General features: G+C 76.0%; 19 protein-coding genes. 7 read left to right on the forward strand and 12 right to left on the reverse strand.

Annotated features, from left to right (window positions below; genetic code table 11):
- Positions 1-32: 32 nt before the first annotated feature.
- Positions 33-743: a hypothetical protein gene (locus OU787_RS27055; protein WP_268660893.1), complete on the reverse strand. Its 711-nt coding sequence runs from the start codon at positions 741-743 to the stop codon at positions 33-35.
- 145 nt (positions 744-888) lie between these two features.
- Positions 889-2,136, reverse strand: coding sequence for an FUSC family protein (locus tag OU787_RS27060; RefSeq protein WP_268660894.1), 1,248 nt, complete (start codon positions 2,134-2,136; stop codon positions 889-891).
- 223 nt (positions 2,137-2,359) lie between these two features.
- Between OU787_RS27060 and OU787_RS27065 the strand changes: the two genes are divergently transcribed.
- Complete coding sequence (locus tag OU787_RS27065) at positions 2,360-3,598, forward strand: MFS transporter (RefSeq protein WP_268660895.1); 1,239 nt, start codon at positions 2,360-2,362, stop codon at positions 3,596-3,598.
- Between the two features lie 96 nt (positions 3,599-3,694).
- Here the strand turns inward: OU787_RS27065 and OU787_RS27070 are convergent, their stop codons facing one another.
- Positions 3,695-3,865 carry a hydrophobic protein gene (locus OU787_RS27070; protein ID WP_268661934.1) on the reverse strand — a complete coding sequence of 57 codons (171 nt, stop codon included), beginning with the start codon at positions 3,863-3,865 and terminating at the stop codon, positions 3,695-3,697.
- 131 nt (positions 3,866-3,996) lie between these two features.
- Between OU787_RS27070 and OU787_RS27075 the strand changes: the two genes are divergently transcribed.
- Positions 3,997-4,170 (forward strand): CsbD family protein, encoded by a 174-nt coding sequence (locus OU787_RS27075; protein ID WP_030460946.1) that lies wholly within the window; start codon positions 3,997-3,999, stop codon positions 4,168-4,170.
- A gap of 55 nt (positions 4,171-4,225) precedes the next feature.
- Complete coding sequence (locus tag OU787_RS27080; RefSeq protein ID WP_268660896.1) at positions 4,226-5,212, forward strand: hypothetical protein; 987 nt, start codon at positions 4,226-4,228, stop codon at positions 5,210-5,212.
- Between the two features lie 109 nt (positions 5,213-5,321).
- Here the strand turns inward: OU787_RS27080 and OU787_RS27085 are convergent, their stop codons facing one another.
- A complete protein-coding gene (locus tag OU787_RS27085; protein WP_030460942.1) occupies positions 5,322-6,287 on the reverse strand; it encodes a GlxA family transcriptional regulator in 966 nt (321 codons plus the stop codon).
- A gap of 122 nt (positions 6,288-6,409) precedes the next feature.
- Here OU787_RS27085 and OU787_RS27090 point away from each other — a divergent pair, with 122 nt between their 5' ends.
- Positions 6,410-7,306, forward strand: coding sequence for an NAD-dependent epimerase/dehydratase family protein (locus OU787_RS27090; RefSeq protein WP_268660897.1), 897 nt, complete (start codon positions 6,410-6,412; stop codon positions 7,304-7,306).
- Between the two features lie 3 nt (positions 7,307-7,309).
- Here OU787_RS27090 and OU787_RS27095 read toward each other — a convergent pair whose 3' ends face one another.
- The 7 genes from OU787_RS27095 to OU787_RS27125 form a co-directional block, all read right to left on the reverse strand.
- The gene (locus OU787_RS27095) at positions 7,310-8,188 is read right to left on the reverse strand and encodes a helix-turn-helix domain-containing protein (RefSeq protein WP_051817082.1); all 879 of its coding nucleotides are present in this window, start codon (positions 8,186-8,188) and stop codon (positions 7,310-7,312) included.
- 49 nt (positions 8,189-8,237) lie between these two features.
- Positions 8,238-9,122 carry a class I SAM-dependent methyltransferase gene (locus tag OU787_RS27100; RefSeq protein WP_051817081.1) on the reverse strand — a complete coding sequence of 295 codons (885 nt, stop codon included), beginning with the start codon at positions 9,120-9,122 and terminating at the stop codon, positions 8,238-8,240.
- Complete coding sequence (locus OU787_RS27105) at positions 9,119-10,624, reverse strand: 4-hydroxyphenylacetate 3-hydroxylase N-terminal domain-containing protein (RefSeq protein WP_268660898.1); 1,506 nt, start codon at positions 10,622-10,624, stop codon at positions 9,119-9,121. Before OU787_RS27105 ends, OU787_RS27100 begins: the two co-directional genes overlap by 4 nt.
- A complete protein-coding gene (locus OU787_RS27110) occupies positions 10,621-11,181 on the reverse strand; it encodes a flavin reductase family protein (protein ID WP_268660899.1) in 561 nt (186 codons plus the stop codon). The genes OU787_RS27105 and OU787_RS27110 overlap by 4 nt, the downstream gene beginning before the upstream one ends.
- Positions 11,178-13,007, reverse strand: coding sequence for an asparagine synthase (glutamine-hydrolyzing) (asnB, locus tag OU787_RS27115; RefSeq protein ID WP_268660900.1), 1,830 nt, complete (start codon positions 13,005-13,007; stop codon positions 11,178-11,180). Before asnB ends, OU787_RS27110 begins: the two co-directional genes overlap by 4 nt.
- Entirely contained in the window at positions 13,007-13,750 is a 744-nt protein-coding gene (locus OU787_RS27120) for a hypothetical protein (protein ID WP_268660901.1), read from the reverse strand. Before OU787_RS27120 ends, asnB begins: the two co-directional genes overlap by 1 nt.
- A 138-nt stretch (positions 13,751-13,888) precedes the next feature.
- On the reverse strand, positions 13,889-14,395 hold the full coding sequence (locus OU787_RS27125; protein WP_268660902.1) for a winged helix-turn-helix domain-containing protein: 507 nt from the start codon (positions 14,393-14,395) through the stop codon (positions 13,889-13,891).
- 73 nt (positions 14,396-14,468) lie between these two features.
- Between OU787_RS27125 and def the strand changes: the two genes are divergently transcribed.
- Positions 14,469-15,116, forward strand: a complete 648-nt coding sequence (gene def / locus OU787_RS27130) for a peptide deformylase (protein ID WP_268660903.1) — start codon at positions 14,469-14,471, stop codon at positions 15,114-15,116.
- A gap of 295 nt (positions 15,117-15,411) precedes the next feature.
- Here the strand turns inward: def and OU787_RS27135 are convergent, their stop codons facing one another.
- On the reverse strand, positions 15,412-16,254 hold the full coding sequence (locus tag OU787_RS27135) for a LuxR C-terminal-related transcriptional regulator (protein ID WP_268660904.1): 843 nt from the start codon (positions 16,252-16,254) through the stop codon (positions 15,412-15,414).
- A 352-nt stretch (positions 16,255-16,606) separates the two neighbouring features.
- Between OU787_RS27135 and OU787_RS27140 the strand changes: the two genes are divergently transcribed.
- Both OU787_RS27140 and OU787_RS27145 read left to right on the forward strand, forming a co-directional pair.
- A complete protein-coding gene (locus OU787_RS27140) occupies positions 16,607-16,786 on the forward strand; it encodes a hypothetical protein (RefSeq protein ID WP_157852502.1) in 180 nt (59 codons plus the stop codon).
- A complete protein-coding gene (locus OU787_RS27145) occupies positions 16,783-17,727 on the forward strand; it encodes an ABC transporter permease (RefSeq protein WP_030462711.1) in 945 nt (314 codons plus the stop codon). The genes OU787_RS27140 and OU787_RS27145 overlap by 4 nt, the downstream gene beginning before the upstream one ends.

A 17,727-nucleotide genomic window follows, 5' to 3' on the forward strand; every position in this document is an offset into this window, starting at 1 on the left:
GGCACCGCGGGCGCGCCGACGCGCGGTCCGGCTCAACGGCGGGAACGGCGGCGCCGGCGCACGACCAGGTAGCCGGCCCCGGCGACCAGGGCGGCGCCGACCGTGACCTCCGCCGGGTTCCAGTCCCGCGAGGACCCGCCGGCCCCGGCCGCGACCCCGCCCTGCGGCGTCCGCCCGGGCCCGCCCGCGCTCGGCCCGCCGGAGCCGCCCGGGCCGGAGGGCGAGGTGCCGGGCGACGGGGAGGTGGACGAGGAGGGGGACGGGGACGGCGAGGTGCCGCCGCCGGCCGGCGACGGGGAGGGGCTGGTGCCGACGCCCGCGCAGTCGACCGTGAACACCTTGTGCTTGGCGGCGCCGTTCTCGCCCGCGAAGTTCCAGAACAACTCGTAGTGGCCGTCCGGCAGTTGCGGCAGCACCGGCGGGGTGAAGCCGTGGCCGGTGACCAGCGTGATCTGCCCGGTCCGCAGGTTCGTGGCGGTGCCGGTCGGCGGCTGCTGGTCGATGTGCCAGGTCACCTGCTGGACGGTGTCGAAGTCGAAGGCGTCCAGGTAGAAGGAGCAGACCTTCGGCTGGTCCCTCTGGTCGTCCGTCGGGGTGCCGACCTCGTGGATCTTCACGTCGCCGTTGTCGCCGGGCGCGGCGTACGCGGGGGCGGCGAACGCGGCCAGCGGCAGCACGGCGGCGCCGGCGAGGGCGGCGGCGCGCAGGGACAGCAGGTGCCGTCCGGCAGGGGTGGGGGCCATGGGAGCTCCGGGGGAGAGGGGCGGGGGGACGGCCGGCGCGCTGCCGGCACCCTCCCGAGAGTCCTCGGCGCCGTTCGGGCGCTCGCCGCAACACACCCGAACCGGTACGACGTTTCCCCCCGGCGGCCCAACGGCGGCCCCGCCGTCAGGCGGCCTTCCGGCGGGGGCGCAGGCGGCGGGGGCGCAGGCGTTCGCCGCGGGCCAGGCGGCGCAGGCGGGAGAAGCGGGAGAAGCGGTCGCGGTTGGCGACGGAGGCGCGGTCGAGCTCCTCCATCAGGCGGCGGCCGCGGTGTTCGAGGTCGAGCTCGTCGAGGATGCGGTCGACCTCGGCGAGCAGCGAACCGTGCAACTGCCAGGCTTCCGGGCTCTCCTGGACGCGGCGGAGCAGCAGTTGGGCGACGTTCTCCCGGCAGGACCAGGCGGCGGCGAGTTCGGCGGCCAGCCGCTGCTCGGCCTCCTCGGCGTTGCGGCTGACCTGGGTGGTGACCAGCACCGCGAAGCTCACCAGGGCCCCGCCGACGTGCCCGAACAGCTCCTCCAGGGCCACCGCGACGTCGTCGGGGAAGAGCCGTTCGCCCGGGCCGCGCCGCTTGGCCAGGTCGGTGAGCGAACGGGCGATCACCCGGATGACGACCACGCAGATCTCCAGGGTGTCCAGCCCGGTGCGCAGCACCAGTCGGGAGAGCAGGCCCTCGCTGATCCGCGGGTTCAGCCGCAGGCTGTCCTCGGCCTGCCGCAGCGCCCCGTCGACCTCGGCGATCGCCTGGTCCAACCGCCGCGCCTCGTACAGCCGTTCGGCGGCCCGTTCGACCGGGACGGGGCGGCCGAGCTCCTCGGCCAGGCCGAGCAGCAGGTGGCGGGCCCGGCGGGCCAGGTCCTCGATCGACTCGCCGGCCGTGTCGATCCACACCGGGGGCGCTATCACCAGGTTGAACAGCAGGCCGACGCTTGCGCCGATCACCGTCTCCAGCACCCGGTCCCAGGCCTGGGTGGTGACCTGCGAGACGCCGAGGATCAGCATCGCGCTGATCGCCACCTCCTGGACGAACTCGTCGACCCGGACGAACCGGCCGACCACCAGCGAGGCCAGGATGATCAGCCCCAGGCTCCACCAGGACAGCCCCACCACGGTGGAGAAGCCGATGGCGATCAGCACCCCGACGACCACCGAGTTGACCCGCCGGATGCTGGTGGTCAGCGTCGAGTACACCGTCACCTGCACCACCAGCAGCGCCGTCAGCGGCGCGGTCAGCGGCACCGGTTCACTGCTCAGCCAGGTCGCCACCACGTACGACAGCGTCGCCGCGACGGTGGCCCGCACCGACTGCACGACGAACGCATCCCTGGCTCCGCGACGCACCACCGCGGCCACCGACTCCGGAACAAAGCGCATGCAGCCCTTCTATCCCTGCCGCGACCCGATCACACCGCGCACACGCTGACGGCCCGTCAGGGTGTGAGCCCCGGTCACAGGACAAACGCCTGTCTGGCTGCGTCCGCGGCCCGCCGCCCACGATGGCCGCATCGGACGCCCCTGTTCCCCGCGCGCGGCCGAACGCGTCCGCGGTCCGAGGACGCGCCGCGCGATCCGACGACCGGACGAGGTGGTGGTCGCCGTGAGCGACGTCTCCGACCTGACCGAACGCACCGACAAGACGGTGCCAGCCCCGGAGGCACTGCGGCCGCTGCGCTACGCCGGGGTGTTCGCGCTGCTGTTCCTGTTCGGCACCGAGACCTTCCTGGTCTCGCCGCTGCTGCCGACCATCGCCGAGTCGATCGGCTCCACCGAGGCCGCCGCCGCCTCCACCGTCACCGCCTACGTGCTGGTGTACGCGGTCTTCGCCCCGTTCCTCGGCCTGCTCAGCGACCGGTTCGGCCGCCGCCGCACCCTGCTCGCGGGCGGGCTGCTGTTCGTGCTGTCCAACGCGGCGGCCGCGCTCTCCACCGACCTCACCCTGCTGGTGCTCTCCCGCGCCCTGGCCGGTCTGGCCGCCGCGGCCGCCGGACCGGCGATCTGGGCGCACATCGCCGAGACCGCCCCCGAGGCGGTGCGAGGCCGCGCCCTCGGGCTCGGCATGGCGCTGTTCTCCACCGGCCAGGTGGTCGGCGTGCCGCTGGGCGGCGTGCTGGCCGGGGCGGCGGGCTGGCGGGCCGCGTTCTGGGCGCTCGCCATCGGCACCTTCGCGGCGATCGCCCTGCTCACCCGGCAGGTTGCCCCCGCGCAGGGCAGCGCGGCGGCGGGCGGGGCCGTCCGGGCGATCCTGGCCGGCTGGCGCGACCCGGTGCTGCGGCGCGCGCTGCTGGTCAACACCGTCTTCAACGCGGCCAACCTGGGCGCGTACACCTTCCTCGGCGCGGTCCTCGACCGCCGCTTCGACCTGTCGGTGCAGGCCCTCGGCCTGGTCGGCGTCCTGGTCGGCGCGGGCAGCGTGGCCGGTTCGCTGATCGGCGGACGCCTCGGCGACAAGGCCCGCGGCGCGGGCCGCACCGACCTGCCGCTGCTCGCCCTCTGGGGCCTGCTGCTGGCCGCGGGCATCGCCCTCGCCACCAGCGCCCCGGGCCTGCCGCTGTCCCTGCTGGGCGTGTTGGTCTGGTTCACCGCGAGCGGGGCCTTCGTCACCGACCAGCAGACCCTGGCCGGCAGCGTCGCCCCCGCCCACCGCGCCACCTCCAGCGCCTGGCTGACCTCGACCATGTACGCGGGCACCGGCCTGGGCGCGTGGGCGGTCGGCGCGTTCTCCGACGTCACCCACGGCGCCCTGCTGATCGGCACCGGCCTGGCCCTGGCCGCGGCGGCGGGCGCCTGGCTGGTGTCGCGCGGCCTGAAGCAGAACGCTGAGCAGCAGAACGCCTGAGCAGGGGGAAGGACGACACCCCTGAGCGGGGGGAGGGACGACCAGGGGCCCGCCGGGTGACGGCGGGCCCCTGGTCGTCGGCGGTCCGGAGACCGGTCACCAGCGGTACCAGCGGTGCCGACCGCCGGAGGGGTGCGTGCCGCGGGCCGCGAAGCCGATCAGCCAGAACACCAGGACGACCACGGCGACCAGCCAGAGGATCTTCACCGCGAAACCGGCGCCGAACAGCAGCAGGGCGAGGAGCAGGACCAGCAGCAGGGGAACCACGACGACCTCCCGGGACTCGATTGTCACGGCCTCTGCTGCCCGGGGCCGGGCCGGACATTCGGGGGAATCTTCCGGCGGATCCGGGGCAGCCGACCGTCCGTCAGCGAGGAACCGACAGCCAGGAGGCGGACATGGCGATGGGTGACAAGGCCGAGAACACCGGCGAGAAGATCAAGGGCGCCGTCAAGAAGAACGTCGGCAAGGCCGTCGGCAACGAGCGCCTGGAGGCGGAGGGCCGGACCGAACAGGCCAAGGGCGACCTCAAGCAGGCCGGGGAGAACGTCAAGGACGCCTTCCGGCGCTGAGCCGCCCGCCCGGCCGAGCAGGCCCCGGGCCCCGGACACCGAACACCCCTCGCGGGTGACGGAGTCCGGGGCCCGGCCGCGTCCGCGCCCCGCCCCCGCCGCGGCCTACTGCCCGGCCGACCGACTGCGCACCGAGCGCCCCCGGTGTGCTTCGACCCGGTGCGACGGGGCAACCGGACGGCGCCCACAGGCCCGCGAGCTCACCGAGGAGATCCTCATCCGTACCGGCCGCTACATGCTCGGCGACCTGGTCACCTCCGTGATCGCCGGCCTCGCCACCGCCGTGTGGTGCGCCGCCGTCGGCGTGCCCTACGCCGCCGCCCTGGTCGCCGTCCCGGCCGCGGTGGCCCTCGGCCTGCTGGCGGTCCACCGGATCCGCTACCCGTTCCCCGCTCTCGGCCTCGGCAACGCCGTCGCGTCGGCGGTCGTGCTGCTGGCCGACAGCCTGCCCTGGCTCCTTGCGCTCGCGTTCGCCCTCGCGGGCCGCTGGCGGGCGGCCCGGACCACCGGGGCACTCGCCGCGCTCACCAGCATCGGCCTCCAACTCCGGGAGCCGGTGCACAGCCTGTGGCAGGTCTACTGCACGGCCGTCCCGGCGATCGTCGGCGCGCTGCTCCTCCTCGCGCCGACCGGCCTGGTGGACGCCACGGCGCGGGGCAGGCGGGAGGCCGCCGCCCTCGCGCTGGGCATCGCGGTCCCGATGATCGCGGTGCTCCACTACGAGGTCCCGCTGCTCGGCACCCTGCTCCTGTCGCGCGCCAGCACGCTCACGCTCTGGCAGTGCACGGTGGTCGCCGTGCTCCTGCTGCTGCGCCTGTCCGGGCGCCGCCTCGACGGGTTCCGGGCCGCCGGGGTGCTCCTCGCCGTCCTGCCCTGGCTGACGAACCTCGTGCTCGCGGCCGCGGACAGCTCGCAGCGGTCGCCCGTGGTGGCCCTGTACGGGGGAGCCTGCCTCGCCCCGCTCGCCGGCGCGGCCGCCCTGGCCGGAGCGGTCCGGGTCGGCCGCCGGGTCAGGGCGAACGAACCGTCCCGCCCCGCCTGAGCGCGTCCCCGCCGCGGTCACCCCCCGGAGCCGCTACCGGGGGGCGGCCGCTTCGCGGGTCCCGGCTCCGCGGCCGCGCCCGTTCCGGCGGGCCGGGCCTCGATCCGGATCACCGGTGCGCTGCCCGGGCGCGGTCGGGGTGCCGGAAGGCGTTGCGGTAGGCGGCCGGGGTCATGCCGAGGTGGCGGCCCAGGTGCTGGCGGAGGGACTCGCCGGAGCCGAGGCCGCTGCGGTCGGCGACCTGGTCGACGGTGAGGTCGGTGGTCTCCAGGAGTTCGCGGGCGCGCAGCAGGCGCTGCTGGAGCAGCCACTGGAAGGGGGTCAGGCCGGTCTCGGCGGTGAAGCGGCGGGTCAGGGTCCGCACGCTGGTGCGGGCCCGGGCGGCGAGGTCGGCGAGGGAGAGCGGCCGGTCGAGGTGCTGCAGGGCCCAGACGCGGGCGGCGTCGAGCGGGGAGTCGGTGCGGGCGGGCAGCGGGGTGCTGACGAACTGGGCCTGGCCGCCCTGGCGGACGGGGGTGACGACGGCGGCGCGGGCGGCCCGGTTGGCGACGGCCGCGCCGTGGTCGGTGGCGATCAGGTGCAGGCACAGGTCGAGGCCGGCGGCCGAGCCCGCGCCGGTGACGATCCGGCCGTCCTCGGCGAAGAGCCGGTCGGCATCCACCCGGACGGCGGGGAAGGCGCGTTGCAGTTCGTCGGCGAGGGCCCAGTGGGTGGTGGCGGTGCGGCCGTCCAGCAGTCCGGCCTGGGCGAGGACGAAGGCGCCGGTGCAGATCGAGGCGATCCGCTTGCCCGCGGCGGCGGCCTCCCGCAGGGCGTCCAGCGCGGCCGGGTCGGCGTCGTGGCGGCTGGCGGTGGAGGGGACGACGACGGTGTCGGCGGCGGCGACCGCCTCCAGGCCGTGCCGGACGACGACGTCGAGGCCGCCGTGGCCGGGCAGCACGCCGGGCACGGGCGTGCAGACCGTGACGGTGTAGCAGGGGCGGCCGTCCTCGACCGCGGCGTCGAACAGCACCGAGGGCATGGACAGATCGAAGGGCTTGACGGGCGGGACGGCCAGGACGGCGACGCGGTGCATGGCTGGATCCTTGGACTCCGTGGCTATCGGGCCACTGACCCTACCCCCTTGCCGCAGGGCAGAGTTGGCCGGGCGGAGGGCCCCCGCGACCACGTTCCCCAGCAGAGCAAGGAGGCACCACCATGGCCGGAGCAGTCGTCATCGGAGCGGGCGCGACCGGGACCGCGACCGCCAGGCGGTTGGCCGAGCGCGGCGAGCGGGTCCGCCTGGTGACCCGCGGCGGCGGCGGGCCCGAGCACCCGGGCATCGAGCGGATCGCCCTGGACGCGGGCCGCACCGGGGAGTTGGCCGAGGTGCTGGCCGGGGCGGACACCGTCTTCAACGCCGCGATGACCCCCTACCACACCTGGCCGCAGACCCTGCCGCCGCTGTTCGACTCGATCCTGGCGGCGACCGAGCGGGCCGGGGCCGACTACGTGATGCTCGGCAACCTGTACGGCTACGGGCCGACCGCCGGGCCGGTGACCGAGCGGACCCCGCTGGAAGCGCGCACCCGCAAGGGGCGGGTGCGGGCCGAGTTGTGGCGGCGGGCCGAGCGGGCGCACGCCGAGGGGCGGCTGCGGGTCACCGAGGTGCGGGCCGGGCAGTACCTGGGCGCGGGAGCGGTCTCGCCGTTCACGCTGCTGGTGGCGCCCCGGGTGCTGGAGGGCGAACTCGCCCTGGTGCACGGCAATCCGGACGCGGCGCACTCCTTCTCGTACACCGAGGACGTCGCGGCGGCGCTGGTCGCGGTCGCCCGCGACGACCGGGCCTGGGGGCGGGCCTGGCACGCCCCGGTGGTCAGCACGACCGTGCGGGAGGCGGCGACCGCGCTGGCCGCCCTGCACGGGGCGCCCGAGCCGCGCCTGGAGCAGCTCACCGAACGGGAGTTGGCACTGCTGGCGTTCGGCGACCCGCTGTGGCGGGAGTTCGCCGAGCTGGGCTACATGGCGGAGCGGCCGTTCGTGGTGGACGACGGCGACCTGCGCGAGGTCTTCGGGTTGAAGGCGTCGACGCTGGGCGCGGCGCTGGTGGGCTGAGGCTCAGCGGGCGGCCCCGGCCGCCAGCAGTTCGGACCCGCGGTCCGCCCCCGCGGCTGCCAGCTCGGTCATCCGGGCCGCGTCGGCGGGGGTGGACGGGGTGAAGAGCAGCACCAGCGCGGAGGGGTCGTCGACGGGGTGGAAGGAGCTGAGGGTGAGCCGGACCGGGCCGAGGCCGGGGGGCTCCACCAGGACGGTGCGGGCGGTGAGTTCGGCGACCGAGTGGCAGCCCCACCAGTGGCGCAGCTCGGGGGCGTCGCTCTCCAGGCGGCGGTAGAGCTCGCCGGTGCGCGGGTCGGCGAGGGCGGGGCCGGCCTGGGCGCGGAAGTGCTGGAAGACGTTCATGGCGAGCGGCTCCCAGTCGTGCAGGACGCCGCGCAGGCGGTGGTCGACGGCCATCAGCCACATCAGGTTGCGCCGGTCGGCGGGGACGGTCTCGGGGGCGCCCCACAGCGCCGACCAGGCGGCGTTCCAGGCCAGCAGGTCGAAGTGCCGGTCGAGCAGCACGGCCGGGCTGGCCGGCCAGGAGTCGAGCACCGGGCGGACGGCGTCGGCCAGCCGCCCGGCGGCGGTGCGGTCGGTGTCGGCGGGGACGGGCTCGTGGTAGCCGGCCAGCCGCATCGCGTGCCGCAGGCCCGCCGCGTCCAGCCGCAGGGCCCGCGCCACCGCCTCCAGGACCTGCCGGGAGGCGGTGACGCGGCCCTGTTCGAGCCAGGTGTACCAGGCGAGGCCGACGCCGGACAGCGAGGCGACCTCCTCGCGGCGCAGCCCGGGGGTGCGCCGCCGGGCGGTGGCGGTGAGTCCGACGTCGGCGGGCTGGAGGAGTTCGCGGTGGGCGCGCAGGAACGCGCCGAGTTCCTGGCCGGTGGCGGGGGTGGACACGGTGCTCGCTCCTCGTCGCGGGTGGTTCCCGGGGTACGTCGGTTCCAGGTTAGGCCGGGAGCGGGCCGGTTCCGGATCCTGCAACAAACTCCTCACGTGCCGTCAACTCCCAGCGCCGAACGGGCATGTGGCTGACGTGCCCGCGTTCGGACTGCCGCCGCCAGGCGGCCGCGCCGACGGCCCGGTAGAAGTCGGCGCGGCGCTCCTCGGGCAGCACCTGCGCGTAGTAGTCGCCGAAGGTCGCGGCGTGGAAGTGCTCGTACTGCTCGGCGGACTCCACGGTGACCACCGCGTCCCGCTCGGCGTGCCCGGCGACCTCCAGGTACGGGGCGAGGACGGTCAGCAGGTCGTCGACGGTGCGGGTGCGGGTGGCGATCGGCAGCACGCCGTGCGCGGCGAGCAGCGCGGGCACGTCCGCGGCGGGGGTGCCGAGCGCGGCGAGCGCCTCGCGCACCAACTCGTCCTCGCCGCCCAGGCCGTGGGCGTCGCGGGCGGGGTGGTAGGTGGTGAGCAGGAAGCGCCCGCCGGGGGCGAGGTGGGCGGCGACCCAGGCGAAGACCCGGTCCTCGACCGGGTACAGCCAGTGCAGCACCGAGGTCTGGGTGATCACCTGGGCGCGGTGCGGCAGCGGCTCGGGCGCGGTCAGGTCGGCCCGGTGCAGCTCGGCCCGCTCCCCGTACGGGGCGAGGCGGCGGCCGGCCTCGGCGATCCGGTGCTCGGAGCGCTCCAGGCCGACGGCCAGCCGCAGCGAGGGGAAGCGCTCCAGGGCGCTCTCCAGCAGCTGGCCGATGCCGCTGCCGAGGTCGATCAGCGTCTCGGGGCTGCCGGTGACCCGGTCCAGCACCCAGTCGCGGTCCTGGACCTGGCGCAGGCGGCTGGCGTCGGCGTACCCGGCGAGGGTGCGGGCCTGGATCTCGACGGCGGACGGGCTCACGCGCGGGCCTCCTGGTCATCGGTGCCGGGGGTGTCGGTGGTGTCTGGGGTGTCGGGGGTGTCGAGCAGGGCGAGCAGTCGGGCCCGGGCCTCGGACTGGTCGTGGCGGTGGTAGACGGTGATCCGGTTGCGGGCCAGGTCGCCGCGGTGGACGTACTCGTACAGGTCCTGGCGCTGGCCGAAGCCGTCGCCGGTCAGTTCCCAGGCGAGCCGGAACAGCCGGGACTTGCGCTCCACGTCGGTGCCGCGGCCGCGCATGTAGCGCTCCAGGTGCGGGCGCAGCCTCGGGTGGGCGAGGTCGCCGGGGGAGGGCTGCATCAGCAGGCCGGAGGCGCCGATCCGGCGGACGATGTCGACCGCCTCGCCCGCGACCTCGGCCGACCACACCCGGGAGGCGAAGGTGTCGCCGGGCGCGAACAGCCCGGCGTCGGTGGGCGCGCCGCGGTTCTCGGCGGCGTCCAGGAAGTAGCCGGTCAGCTCGGCGTACCCGGCCAGCCGGCCCAGGTCCTCCTGGATGTTGCGGAAGGAGTCGACGCCGATCGACTCGGCGAGCAGGGTGGCGGTGGCCAGCAGGGTGCGCAGCCGCTCCCGGTAGCGGATGTGGCCGACGTAGGCGCTCCAGGCGTTGATCCGGCCCAGGCCCTCGCGGGCCAGGGCGGCGTCGCGCAGCAGGAACACCCGCTCCCAGGGCACCAGCACGTCGTCGAAGAACAGCATCGCGTCCTGCTCGTCGTACCGGGCCCCGATCGGGTGGCCGTGGCCCCACGGGGCGGTGCCGAGCGGCTCGCGGGCCAGCGTGATCAGGCCCGGCGCGTTCAGCGGCAGCGCGAACCAGACCACGAACTTCTCGGCCCGGTTGTCGGTGAACGACGCCGACAGGTACACCAGCACCTCGTGCGCCAGCGGCGCCAGCGTGGTCAGCTGCTTGGCGCCGCGCACCACGATGCCCCGCTCGTTCTCCTCCAGCACCCGCAGCGCCAGGTCCGGATCGTCCAGCGGACTCGCCGAGCGGTCGATCTGCGGGTCGCCCAGCGCGTGCGACAGCACCAGGTCGTTCTGCGCGCAGTACCGGTACCAGGCTTCGGCGTTGGCCCCGAACCGGGGGTCGGCGGTGGCCAGCCGGTGCCGGAAGTCGTACACCCCCACCGCGATCGAGGCCATGAACGCGGGCGAGCGCCCCTGCTGGCCGAGCGCCTGGGCGTGCCAGAACTCGGCACTGCGCCGCTGCACCCGCAACTCCTCCAGCGTGGTGGGCGGTTGGTAGGCCCGGGCCAGCCGCAGCCCGCTCTCCGGGTCCTTCCAGGTCAGCAACTCGCGGTGCTCGGGCTCGTGTTGCAGGTCCAGCAGCCGGGCCAGCTCGTCGGCGGCCGGCCGGAAGGCCGGGTGCGACGCCGGATCGGCGATCCGCTGCCCGTCCAGGTACAGCTCGCGGCCGTCGTCGAGTTCGGCCCGGTAGCGGTCGCCGGTGAGCAGGCCGCGGGGCGTCGGGGACAGCAGGGTCATGCGCCGACTCCTCTGGTAGGGAAGTGGGTTGAGGTAGCGGACGGGGTCTCGGGGCCGAGCAGCCGGTAGCGGGCCGCGTGGTGCAGCAGGGGGCGGGCGTCGGCCCCGTCCTCGCCGGCCGCCGTCACCCGGCCGACCAGCAGCACGTGGTCGCCGACCGGGAGTTCGGCGTGCAGGCGGGCGTCGAACCAGGCCGCGCAGCCGGCCGGGACCAGGGCGCCGGCCGCTCCGGCGTGCACCGGCAGGTCGGGGAGCGGGCCGGCCGCGCGGCCCGCGCCCGGGGTGGCGAAGCGCCGGGCCAGCGGTTCCTGACGATCCGTCAGGACGCTGACGGCGAACCGCCCGGAGTCGTGCACGGCGGCGGCCAGCGGGCTGCGCGCGGAGACCGCGACGCCGATCAGCGGCGGGTCGAGCGAGAGGGTGGCGAAGGAGGACACCGTCTTGGCGTACTCCTCCCCGCCCCAGCGGGCGGTGAGCACCGCGACCCCGGTCGGCCAGCGCCGGGCGGCGGCCCGCAGCGCGTCCGCGGTGACCGCGCTCCGCACGGGCGCGCTCACCGCAGGGCCACCTTGTAGGCGCGCAGCCACTCGTCGACCTGCACCAGGTGGTCGAGGCCGCCGACCGGGTTCGGGGCGGTGCGCGGGCTGGGCAGCGGGCGGCCCTCGGCGAGGTGGCGGCGGACCAGCCCGCGGTCGACCAGGTCGAAGACCGGGGCGGCCGGGTCGGCGAGCAGCTCGTGGGCCCGGGCGGTCAGCACCTCGGTGTAGCGGACCGCGGGGGTCGACGGGTAGCCGGACTTGGGGCGGTCGGTGACCTGCGGCGGCAGCAGGTCGCGCACGGCGTCGCGCAGCAGGCCCTTGGCGCGGCCGCCGGGCGACTTGAGCGCCCACGGCACGTTCCACAGGTACTCCACCAGGCGGTGGTCGCAGAACGGCACGCGCACCTCCAGGCCGACCGACATCGACACCCGGTCGACCCGGTCCAGCAGCGGCGGCAGCCAGCGGGTCAGCGCCAGGTGGAAGGTCTCCCGGACCTTCGCGTCCGCCGGGTCCTCCCCGGCCAGCCGCGGCACCGAGGCCAGCGAGGCCCGGTAGGCGGCCTCGGTGTACTCGGCGGGCCGGACCTCGGCGCGCACCTCCGGGCGCAGCAGCGCGGCCGGCGTGGTGCGGCCGTGCAGCCAGGGGAAGGTGCCGGAGGCGAGCGCCGGGGCGTCGTGGAAGTAGGGGTAGCCGCCGAACACCTCGTCGGCGGCCTCGCCGGACAGCGCGACGGTGGAGCGGCGGCGCACCTCGCGGAAGAGCAGGTGCAGCGAGGCGTCCATCTCGCCCCAGCCGGGCCGGTCGCGGGCCCGCAGCACCGCGTCGCGGGCGTCCAGCAGGTCGTCGTCGGGGATCAGCACGCTGGTGTGGACGGTGCCGATGTGCTCGGCGGCGGCCCGCACGTACGGGGCGTCCTGGCTGGTGCGCCAGGCGTCGGGGGCGCGGTCGGCGCTGCCGGGGAAGTCCACCGAGAAGCTGGTGATCTTGCCCTGGCCCTGGCGTTCCCGGGCGGCGGCGGCCAGCGCGGTGATCGCGGAGGAGTCGACGCCGCCGGACAGCAGGGTGCACAGCGGGACGTCGCTGGCCAGTTGGCGCTCCACCGCGTCGGCGAGCAGCTCCCGCACCCGCGCCCGGGTGGTCGGCTCGTCGTCGGTGTGCGGGGCCGACTCCAGTCGCCAGTACCGCAGTTCGCGCACCGCGTGCCGGGTGGCGAGCACAAGGTGGCCGGGGCGGACCTCGTGCAGGCCGTGGAACAGGCCGTGCCCGGCGCTGGGCGCGGCGGGCAGCGCGAACAGCTCGGCGACGCCCTCGGCGTCCAACTCGGCGGGCAGCAGCGGGTTCGCCAGCACCGCCTTGGGCTCGGAGCCGAACAGCACCCCGTCGGCGTGCCGGTGCCAGTACAGCGGCTTGATGCCCAAGTGGTCGCGCACCAGCAGGAGTTCCTCCCGCCGGGCGTCCCACAGCGCGTACGCGTAGATCCCGTTGAACCGGGCCGGCGCCCGGTGCCCCCACTGCAGGTGGGCGCGGAGCACCACCTCGGTGTCCGAGCGGGTCCGGAACACGTGCCCGTGCGCCTCCAACTCGGCGCGCAGCTCACGGGAGTTGTACAGCTCGCCGTTGTACGCCAGCACCGCCCCGGCGGGCTCGGCGTCCGCGAACGGCTGCAGGCCGCCGTCCAGGTCGATCACCGCCAGCCGGGTGTGGCCGAGCGCCGCGTGCCGCGACAGCCACACCCCGTCGGCGTCCGGGCCGCGGCAGATCAGCGTCCCGGTCATCCGGCGGACGGTGTCGGCGCGCAGCCGCAGGTCGTCCGCCCAGTCCAGCCATCCGGTCACTCCGCACATCAGCGCGTCCCCGTCCCTTCCTCGGTGCCTTCGGTCGCGGCGCTCGCCTCCCAGTGGCAGCCGTGGCCGGTCGGACCGGACTGCAGCCGGTACGCCGGACGGAAGCCCTTGGCGCGGATGTTCGCCGACAGCGCGTGGGTGCAGTACGTGCACGGCGAGGTCAGCGTGATCGTCACGCCGCTGCGCCGGGCCTGCTCCCGGTAGTCCCAGATCGCGCAGTGCGTGATCGTCAGCTCGGCCCGCTCCCGTCCGGGCGGCCGTTCGTCGTCGAACTCGTACTCGGAGCCGTACAGTTCGGCCTGCCGGGCGATCCGGTGGATCGGGTCCGCCGCGCCCCGGCCGTGGTCCGGCTCGACGGTGCGGTGCACCTCGGCGTTGGACGCCGCCCACGCCTCCAGCACCTGCTCGCCGTAGCGGCGCACCAGGAAGCGCTCCATCAGCGCCTGGCCGCGGAAGAACAGCCGCTGCCACTGCGCGGACGGCGCGGACTCCTCCGGCAGGTCGGCGAAGATCTCGCCCTGCAGCGCGAACCACTCCGCCAGCTGCGGCTGGTCGTCCAGCGAGACCAGGTAGCGGGTCAGCCCGGCCTCGGCCTCGTGCAGGCGCTGGCGCCACAGCGCGGACCGGTCCGCCTCCGACATCGACCGGTACGGCGAACGGCCCCACTCGGCCCCGCCGTCCACCGCCCCCACCGGCAGCACCACCACCCGCCGCCGCCCCGCGCCCGCCCCGTCGACGCCCATCAGGTGTTCTCCCTCCGCCCGGCCCGCAGGTGCCTTCCTGCCAGCCACGCTAAGGACCCGCCACCCGCCCCCAGAAGCCCCGAACGGCTACCCCGGGGGCGACCTTCGTCGCCCCCGGACGCCGCCCCGGGGCGCCCCTCAGCCGGGCAGCAGCGGCAGCACCCGGGCGGCGACCGCGTACGGCACGGCACCCGCCGGGGGCGGGGTGCGGCGGGCGTAGGAGTCGAACAACTCCCGTACGGTGTCGGCCAGTTCGTTGGCCTCGCCGGGAGTGAGGTGCAGGACGGCGGTGAGCGGGTCGGCGCGGTGCGCGACGGGCGCGGGCGCGGGTTCGGGTGCGGGCGCGGGTTCGGGGCCGGGTGCGGGGCCGGGGTGTGCGGGCGGCTGGTCGGGGGAGCCCCAGCGCAGCCGCCAGGGACGGGACCGGCCGGCCCGGGCCGGGACCTCCTCGACCAGGCCGTAGCGGGCCAGCTGCCGCAGGTGGAAGGAGCACAGCCCCGAGCTGAGCCCCAGCCGGGCGGCGGCCCCGGTGGCGGTCGCGGTGCCCGTCTCGGCGAGCAGGTCCAACAGGGCGAGGCGCACCGGGTGGTCGGGCAGCGGGCGGCGGACCCGCTCCGGGGCGGGGCTGTTCTTCTCTTCGGTCACTTTGCAAAGCGTGCTACTTTGCAAAGCCGCTGACAAGCCGTCAGTCGGACGGGCCAGTGAGAGGACACCCCGAATGGCCGCCACCCCGCCGGACCGCCGGGTCCGGGTGCAGGGCGTTCCCGTGGACGCGTACCCGGCGCTCGCCCCCGAGACCGAGCGCGGAGCGGTGCGCCGGATCACCGTCGTCGGCGAGGAGGTCCTGCACCGGCCCTGCCGTCCCGTCACCGGCTTCGGGACCCCCGAACTGGCCCGGCTGATCGACGACATGTTCGCCACCAACCACACCGCGGAGGGCGCCGGGCTCGCCGCCAACCAGGTCGACGTCGACCTGCGGCTGTTCGTCTGGGACATCACCGACGACTGGGGCGTCCGGCACGTCGGCCACATCGCCAACCCCGTCCTCGACGAGACCCCCGCCGCCGGCCGCCGCCTCCTGGAGGAACCGGAGGGCTGCCTCTCCGTCCCCGGCCCCTACCGCACCCTCGCCCGCCCCGACCACGCCGTCGTCCGCGGCCAGGACCAGCACGGCAACCCCCTGGTCATCGAGGGCCACGGCTACTTCGCCCGCTGCCTCCAGCACGAGACCGACCACCTCCACGGCCGCCTCTACCTCGACCGGCTCGCCGCCCGCGACCGCAAGTCCGCCCTCCGGGAGATGGCCGACCGCCGACAGGAGGCTTTCGACCGGCGGGCGGTCAATGCGGCTCGGTTGGGCAAGTAGTTGTGGGGGTTCGGGGGTAGTCGGTTCGCCGCCCGCTGCTGCGAGTCGGTCCTCCGGGAGATGGCCGACCGCCGGCAGGAGGCCAATGCGGCCCGGCTGGGCAAGTAGCTGTGGGGGTCCGGGGGTAGTCGGTTCTCCGCCCGCTGCTGCGAGTCGGTGTCCCGGGAGACGACCGAGCCCGGCCGTCGGGCCGCCGGTGCCGCCTGGCTGAGCAAGTAGCACCGGCAGCAAGGGGGTTGACCGTCGCTCCGGTCCGATCGGCCCCGCCGGGTGGGCCGGAGCGGGCGGGGGGTGGTCAGCCGGCCAGGCCGTGGCGGACGGCGTAGAGGGCGGCGCGGAGGCGGTCGGACTGGCCGGTCTTGCGCATGGCCTGGGTGAGGTGCTTCTTGACGGTGGCTTCGGCGAGGGCGAGGCGGCGGCCGATCTCCGCGTTGCTGAGGCCGAGGGCGAGTTGGGCGAGGACCTCGCGTTCGCGGTCGGTCAGGCCGGTCTGGTCGAGCGGCCGTTCGGTGGGGGCGGGGGTGGGGTGCGGGCGGACGGGGGTGGGCGCGGGGAGGAAGAGGGTGCCGCCGGCGGCGGCGAGGCGGACGGCGTCGACGATCCGTTCGGGGGGCAGGTCGAGCGGGAAGCCGCCGCTGGCGCCCGCCAGCAGGATGCGGCTGGCCTCGGTGGTGGTCTCGGCCCGGCGCAGCAGCAGGACCCGGGCGTCGGGCGCCCCGTCGGGGCGGCGCAGGGCGGCGACGGCGGCCAGGTCGGTGTCGAGGTCGGTGCCGCGTCCGAGCAGGACCAGGTCGGGGCGGGCGCGGTGGACCGAGCGGACGGCGTGCGCCGGGTCGGTGGCGGAGCCGATCACGGCGAGGTCGGCGGCGGTGGTCAGGACGCTGCGCAGTCCGGCGCTGACCACCGGGTTCCGTTCGACCAGGAAGACCCGGGTGGCGGCGGTGCGGTGGGCGGGGCCGGTGGGGCAGAGCGGGTGGCCGCAGGCGCAGGCCGGTTCGGGGGCGGTGCGGGCGGCGTCGGTGAGCAGCTGGTGGCCGGCCAGTAGGTCCAGCGGGTTGTCGATCTCGGTGTGCAGGGCGTCCTGCGGGTGCGCGCGGTGGCGCAGTACCCGGGCGGAGCCGCGGGTCAGCGCGGGCACGGGGCCTCCCGGCGGGAGGGCGTGGCGGGGTGCGGGTGCATGGCGGATCGGTCCCCTCGGAGGCGGCGGAGGCGCGGAGCGGGGGATCGGCGGCGGTACGCGGACGGGCGCCGACCCCGCGGAGGGCGGGCGGGGCGCCGGGGGCCGGGTCAGGGCCGGGGGCGGCGCACCGTGCCGGGGCGACACGTCTCGTCGAAGCACCTGCGGTGCCACGAGCCGCCGATTCCCCAGAGGGTGAAGTCGGTCCGCCGATAAGCCATAGGGAAATCCTATTTCCGCCGTTGAGGGACGGTCAAGGACGGTCCACCGCCCGGACATCGCCCCCACCGCACCACCCGGCACCCCCGCTCCTATGACCACGGGTAACAGCACGAACGCCTGGCTGGCTGCCCCGCGCACCGTCCGCGAGCCTCGGTCCGGACAAGCCCCGGGCGGCGCCGGCCGCGCCCCCGCCGTCCGAACCGGAGGACCCCGCACCATGCCCGCCGCCACCGCCGACCCGGCCGCCACCGCCGACCCGGCCGCCCCGTGACCCGTTTCCTGCGGCGGCGCCTGCTGCTCGCCGTCCCCACGCTGCTCGGCGTGAGCGTCGTCGTGTTCGCCACCGTCGCGCTCGTCCCCGGCGACCCCGTCACCGCGTTCCTCGGCCCCGGCGCGCCCGCCGAGGCCCGGCAGGCCCTCGCCGAACGGATCGGCCTCGATCGGCCGCTGCCCGTCCGCTACCTCGACTGGCTCGGCCACGCCCTCACCGGCGACCTCGGCACCTCCGTCTCCACCCAGCGCCCCGTCGCCGACCTGCTGCTGCCCGCCCTCGGCCAGACCCTGGTGCTGGCCGGCGCCGCCTTCGCGCTCGTGCTGGCCGGCGGCGTCCTGCTGGGCACCCTCGGCGCGCTGCGCCCGCACGGCTGGACCAAGCGCCTCACCGGCGCCGCCGCCACCCTCGCCGTCTCCGCGCCGCAGTACTCGGTCGCCCTGCTGCTCACCGCCGTGTTCGCCGTGCACTGGCACCTGCTGCCCGCGAGCGGCACCCAGGACGCCTTCACCGGCGGCGGCCCCGCCGACCAGCTGCGCCACCTGGTGCTGCCCGCCACCGCCGCCGCCCTCGTCCCGCTCGGCCTCACCGCCCGGGTCCACCGCGCCGCGCTCACCACCGTCCTGGGCTCCGACCTCGCCGACGGCCTGCGCGCCCGCGGCCTCGGCCGCGCCGCCGTCCTGCGGCACTGCGCGCACAACGCCTCGCCCGCACTGCTCACCATCGGCGGCCTGCAACTCGCCTACCTGCTGGAGGGCGTGGTCTTCGTCGAGACCCTGTTCGCCCGCCCCGGCCTCGGCCGCCTGCTGTACGACGCGCTCACCGCCCGCGACCTGCCCCTCGTGCAGGGCGGCGTGCTGCTCGTCGCCACCGCCTTCGTCGGCGTCAACCTGCTGGTCGACGCCGCCCACGCCGCGATCGACCCCCGAGTGCGGAGCTGA

The sequence above is a fragment of the Kitasatospora sp. YST-16 genome, assembly GCF_026802215.1.
GTDB lineage: Bacteria > Actinomycetota > Actinomycetes > Streptomycetales > Streptomycetaceae > Kitasatospora > Kitasatospora cineracea.

What these genes read in the sequence shown, in the direction of transcription:
- OU787_RS27055 (WP_268660893.1), bottom strand. Translation starts at nt 743, where the DNA reads ATGGCCCCCACCCCTGCCGGACGGCACCTGCTGTCCCTGCGCGCCGCC.
- OU787_RS27060 (WP_268660894.1), bottom strand. Translation starts at nt 2,136, where the DNA reads ATGCGCTTTGTTCCGGAGTCGGTGGCCGCGGTGGTGCGTCGCGGAGCC.
- OU787_RS27075 (WP_030460946.1), top strand. Translation starts at nt 3,997, where the DNA reads ATGGCGATGGGTGACAAGGCCGAGAACACCGGCGAGAAGATCAAGGGC.
- OU787_RS27085 (WP_030460942.1), bottom strand. Translation starts at nt 6,287, where the DNA reads ATGCACCGCGTCGCCGTCCTGGCCGTCCCGCCCGTCAAGCCCTTCGAT.
- OU787_RS27090 (WP_268660897.1), top strand. Translation starts at nt 6,410, where the DNA reads ATGGCCGGAGCAGTCGTCATCGGAGCGGGCGCGACCGGGACCGCGACC.
- OU787_RS27105 (WP_268660898.1), bottom strand. Translation starts at nt 10,624, where the DNA reads ATGACCCTGCTGTCCCCGACGCCCCGCGGCCTGCTCACCGGCGACCGC.
- asnB (WP_268660900.1), bottom strand. Translation starts at nt 13,007, where the DNA reads ATGTGCGGAGTGACCGGATGGCTGGACTGGGCGGACGACCTGCGGCTG.
- OU787_RS27120 (WP_268660901.1), bottom strand. Translation starts at nt 13,750, where the DNA reads ATGGGCGTCGACGGGGCGGGCGCGGGGCGGCGGCGGGTGGTGGTGCTG.
- def (WP_268660903.1), top strand. Translation starts at nt 14,469, where the DNA reads ATGGCCGCCACCCCGCCGGACCGCCGGGTCCGGGTGCAGGGCGTTCCC.
- OU787_RS27140 (WP_157852502.1), top strand. Translation starts at nt 16,607, where the DNA reads ATGACCACGGGTAACAGCACGAACGCCTGGCTGGCTGCCCCGCGCACC.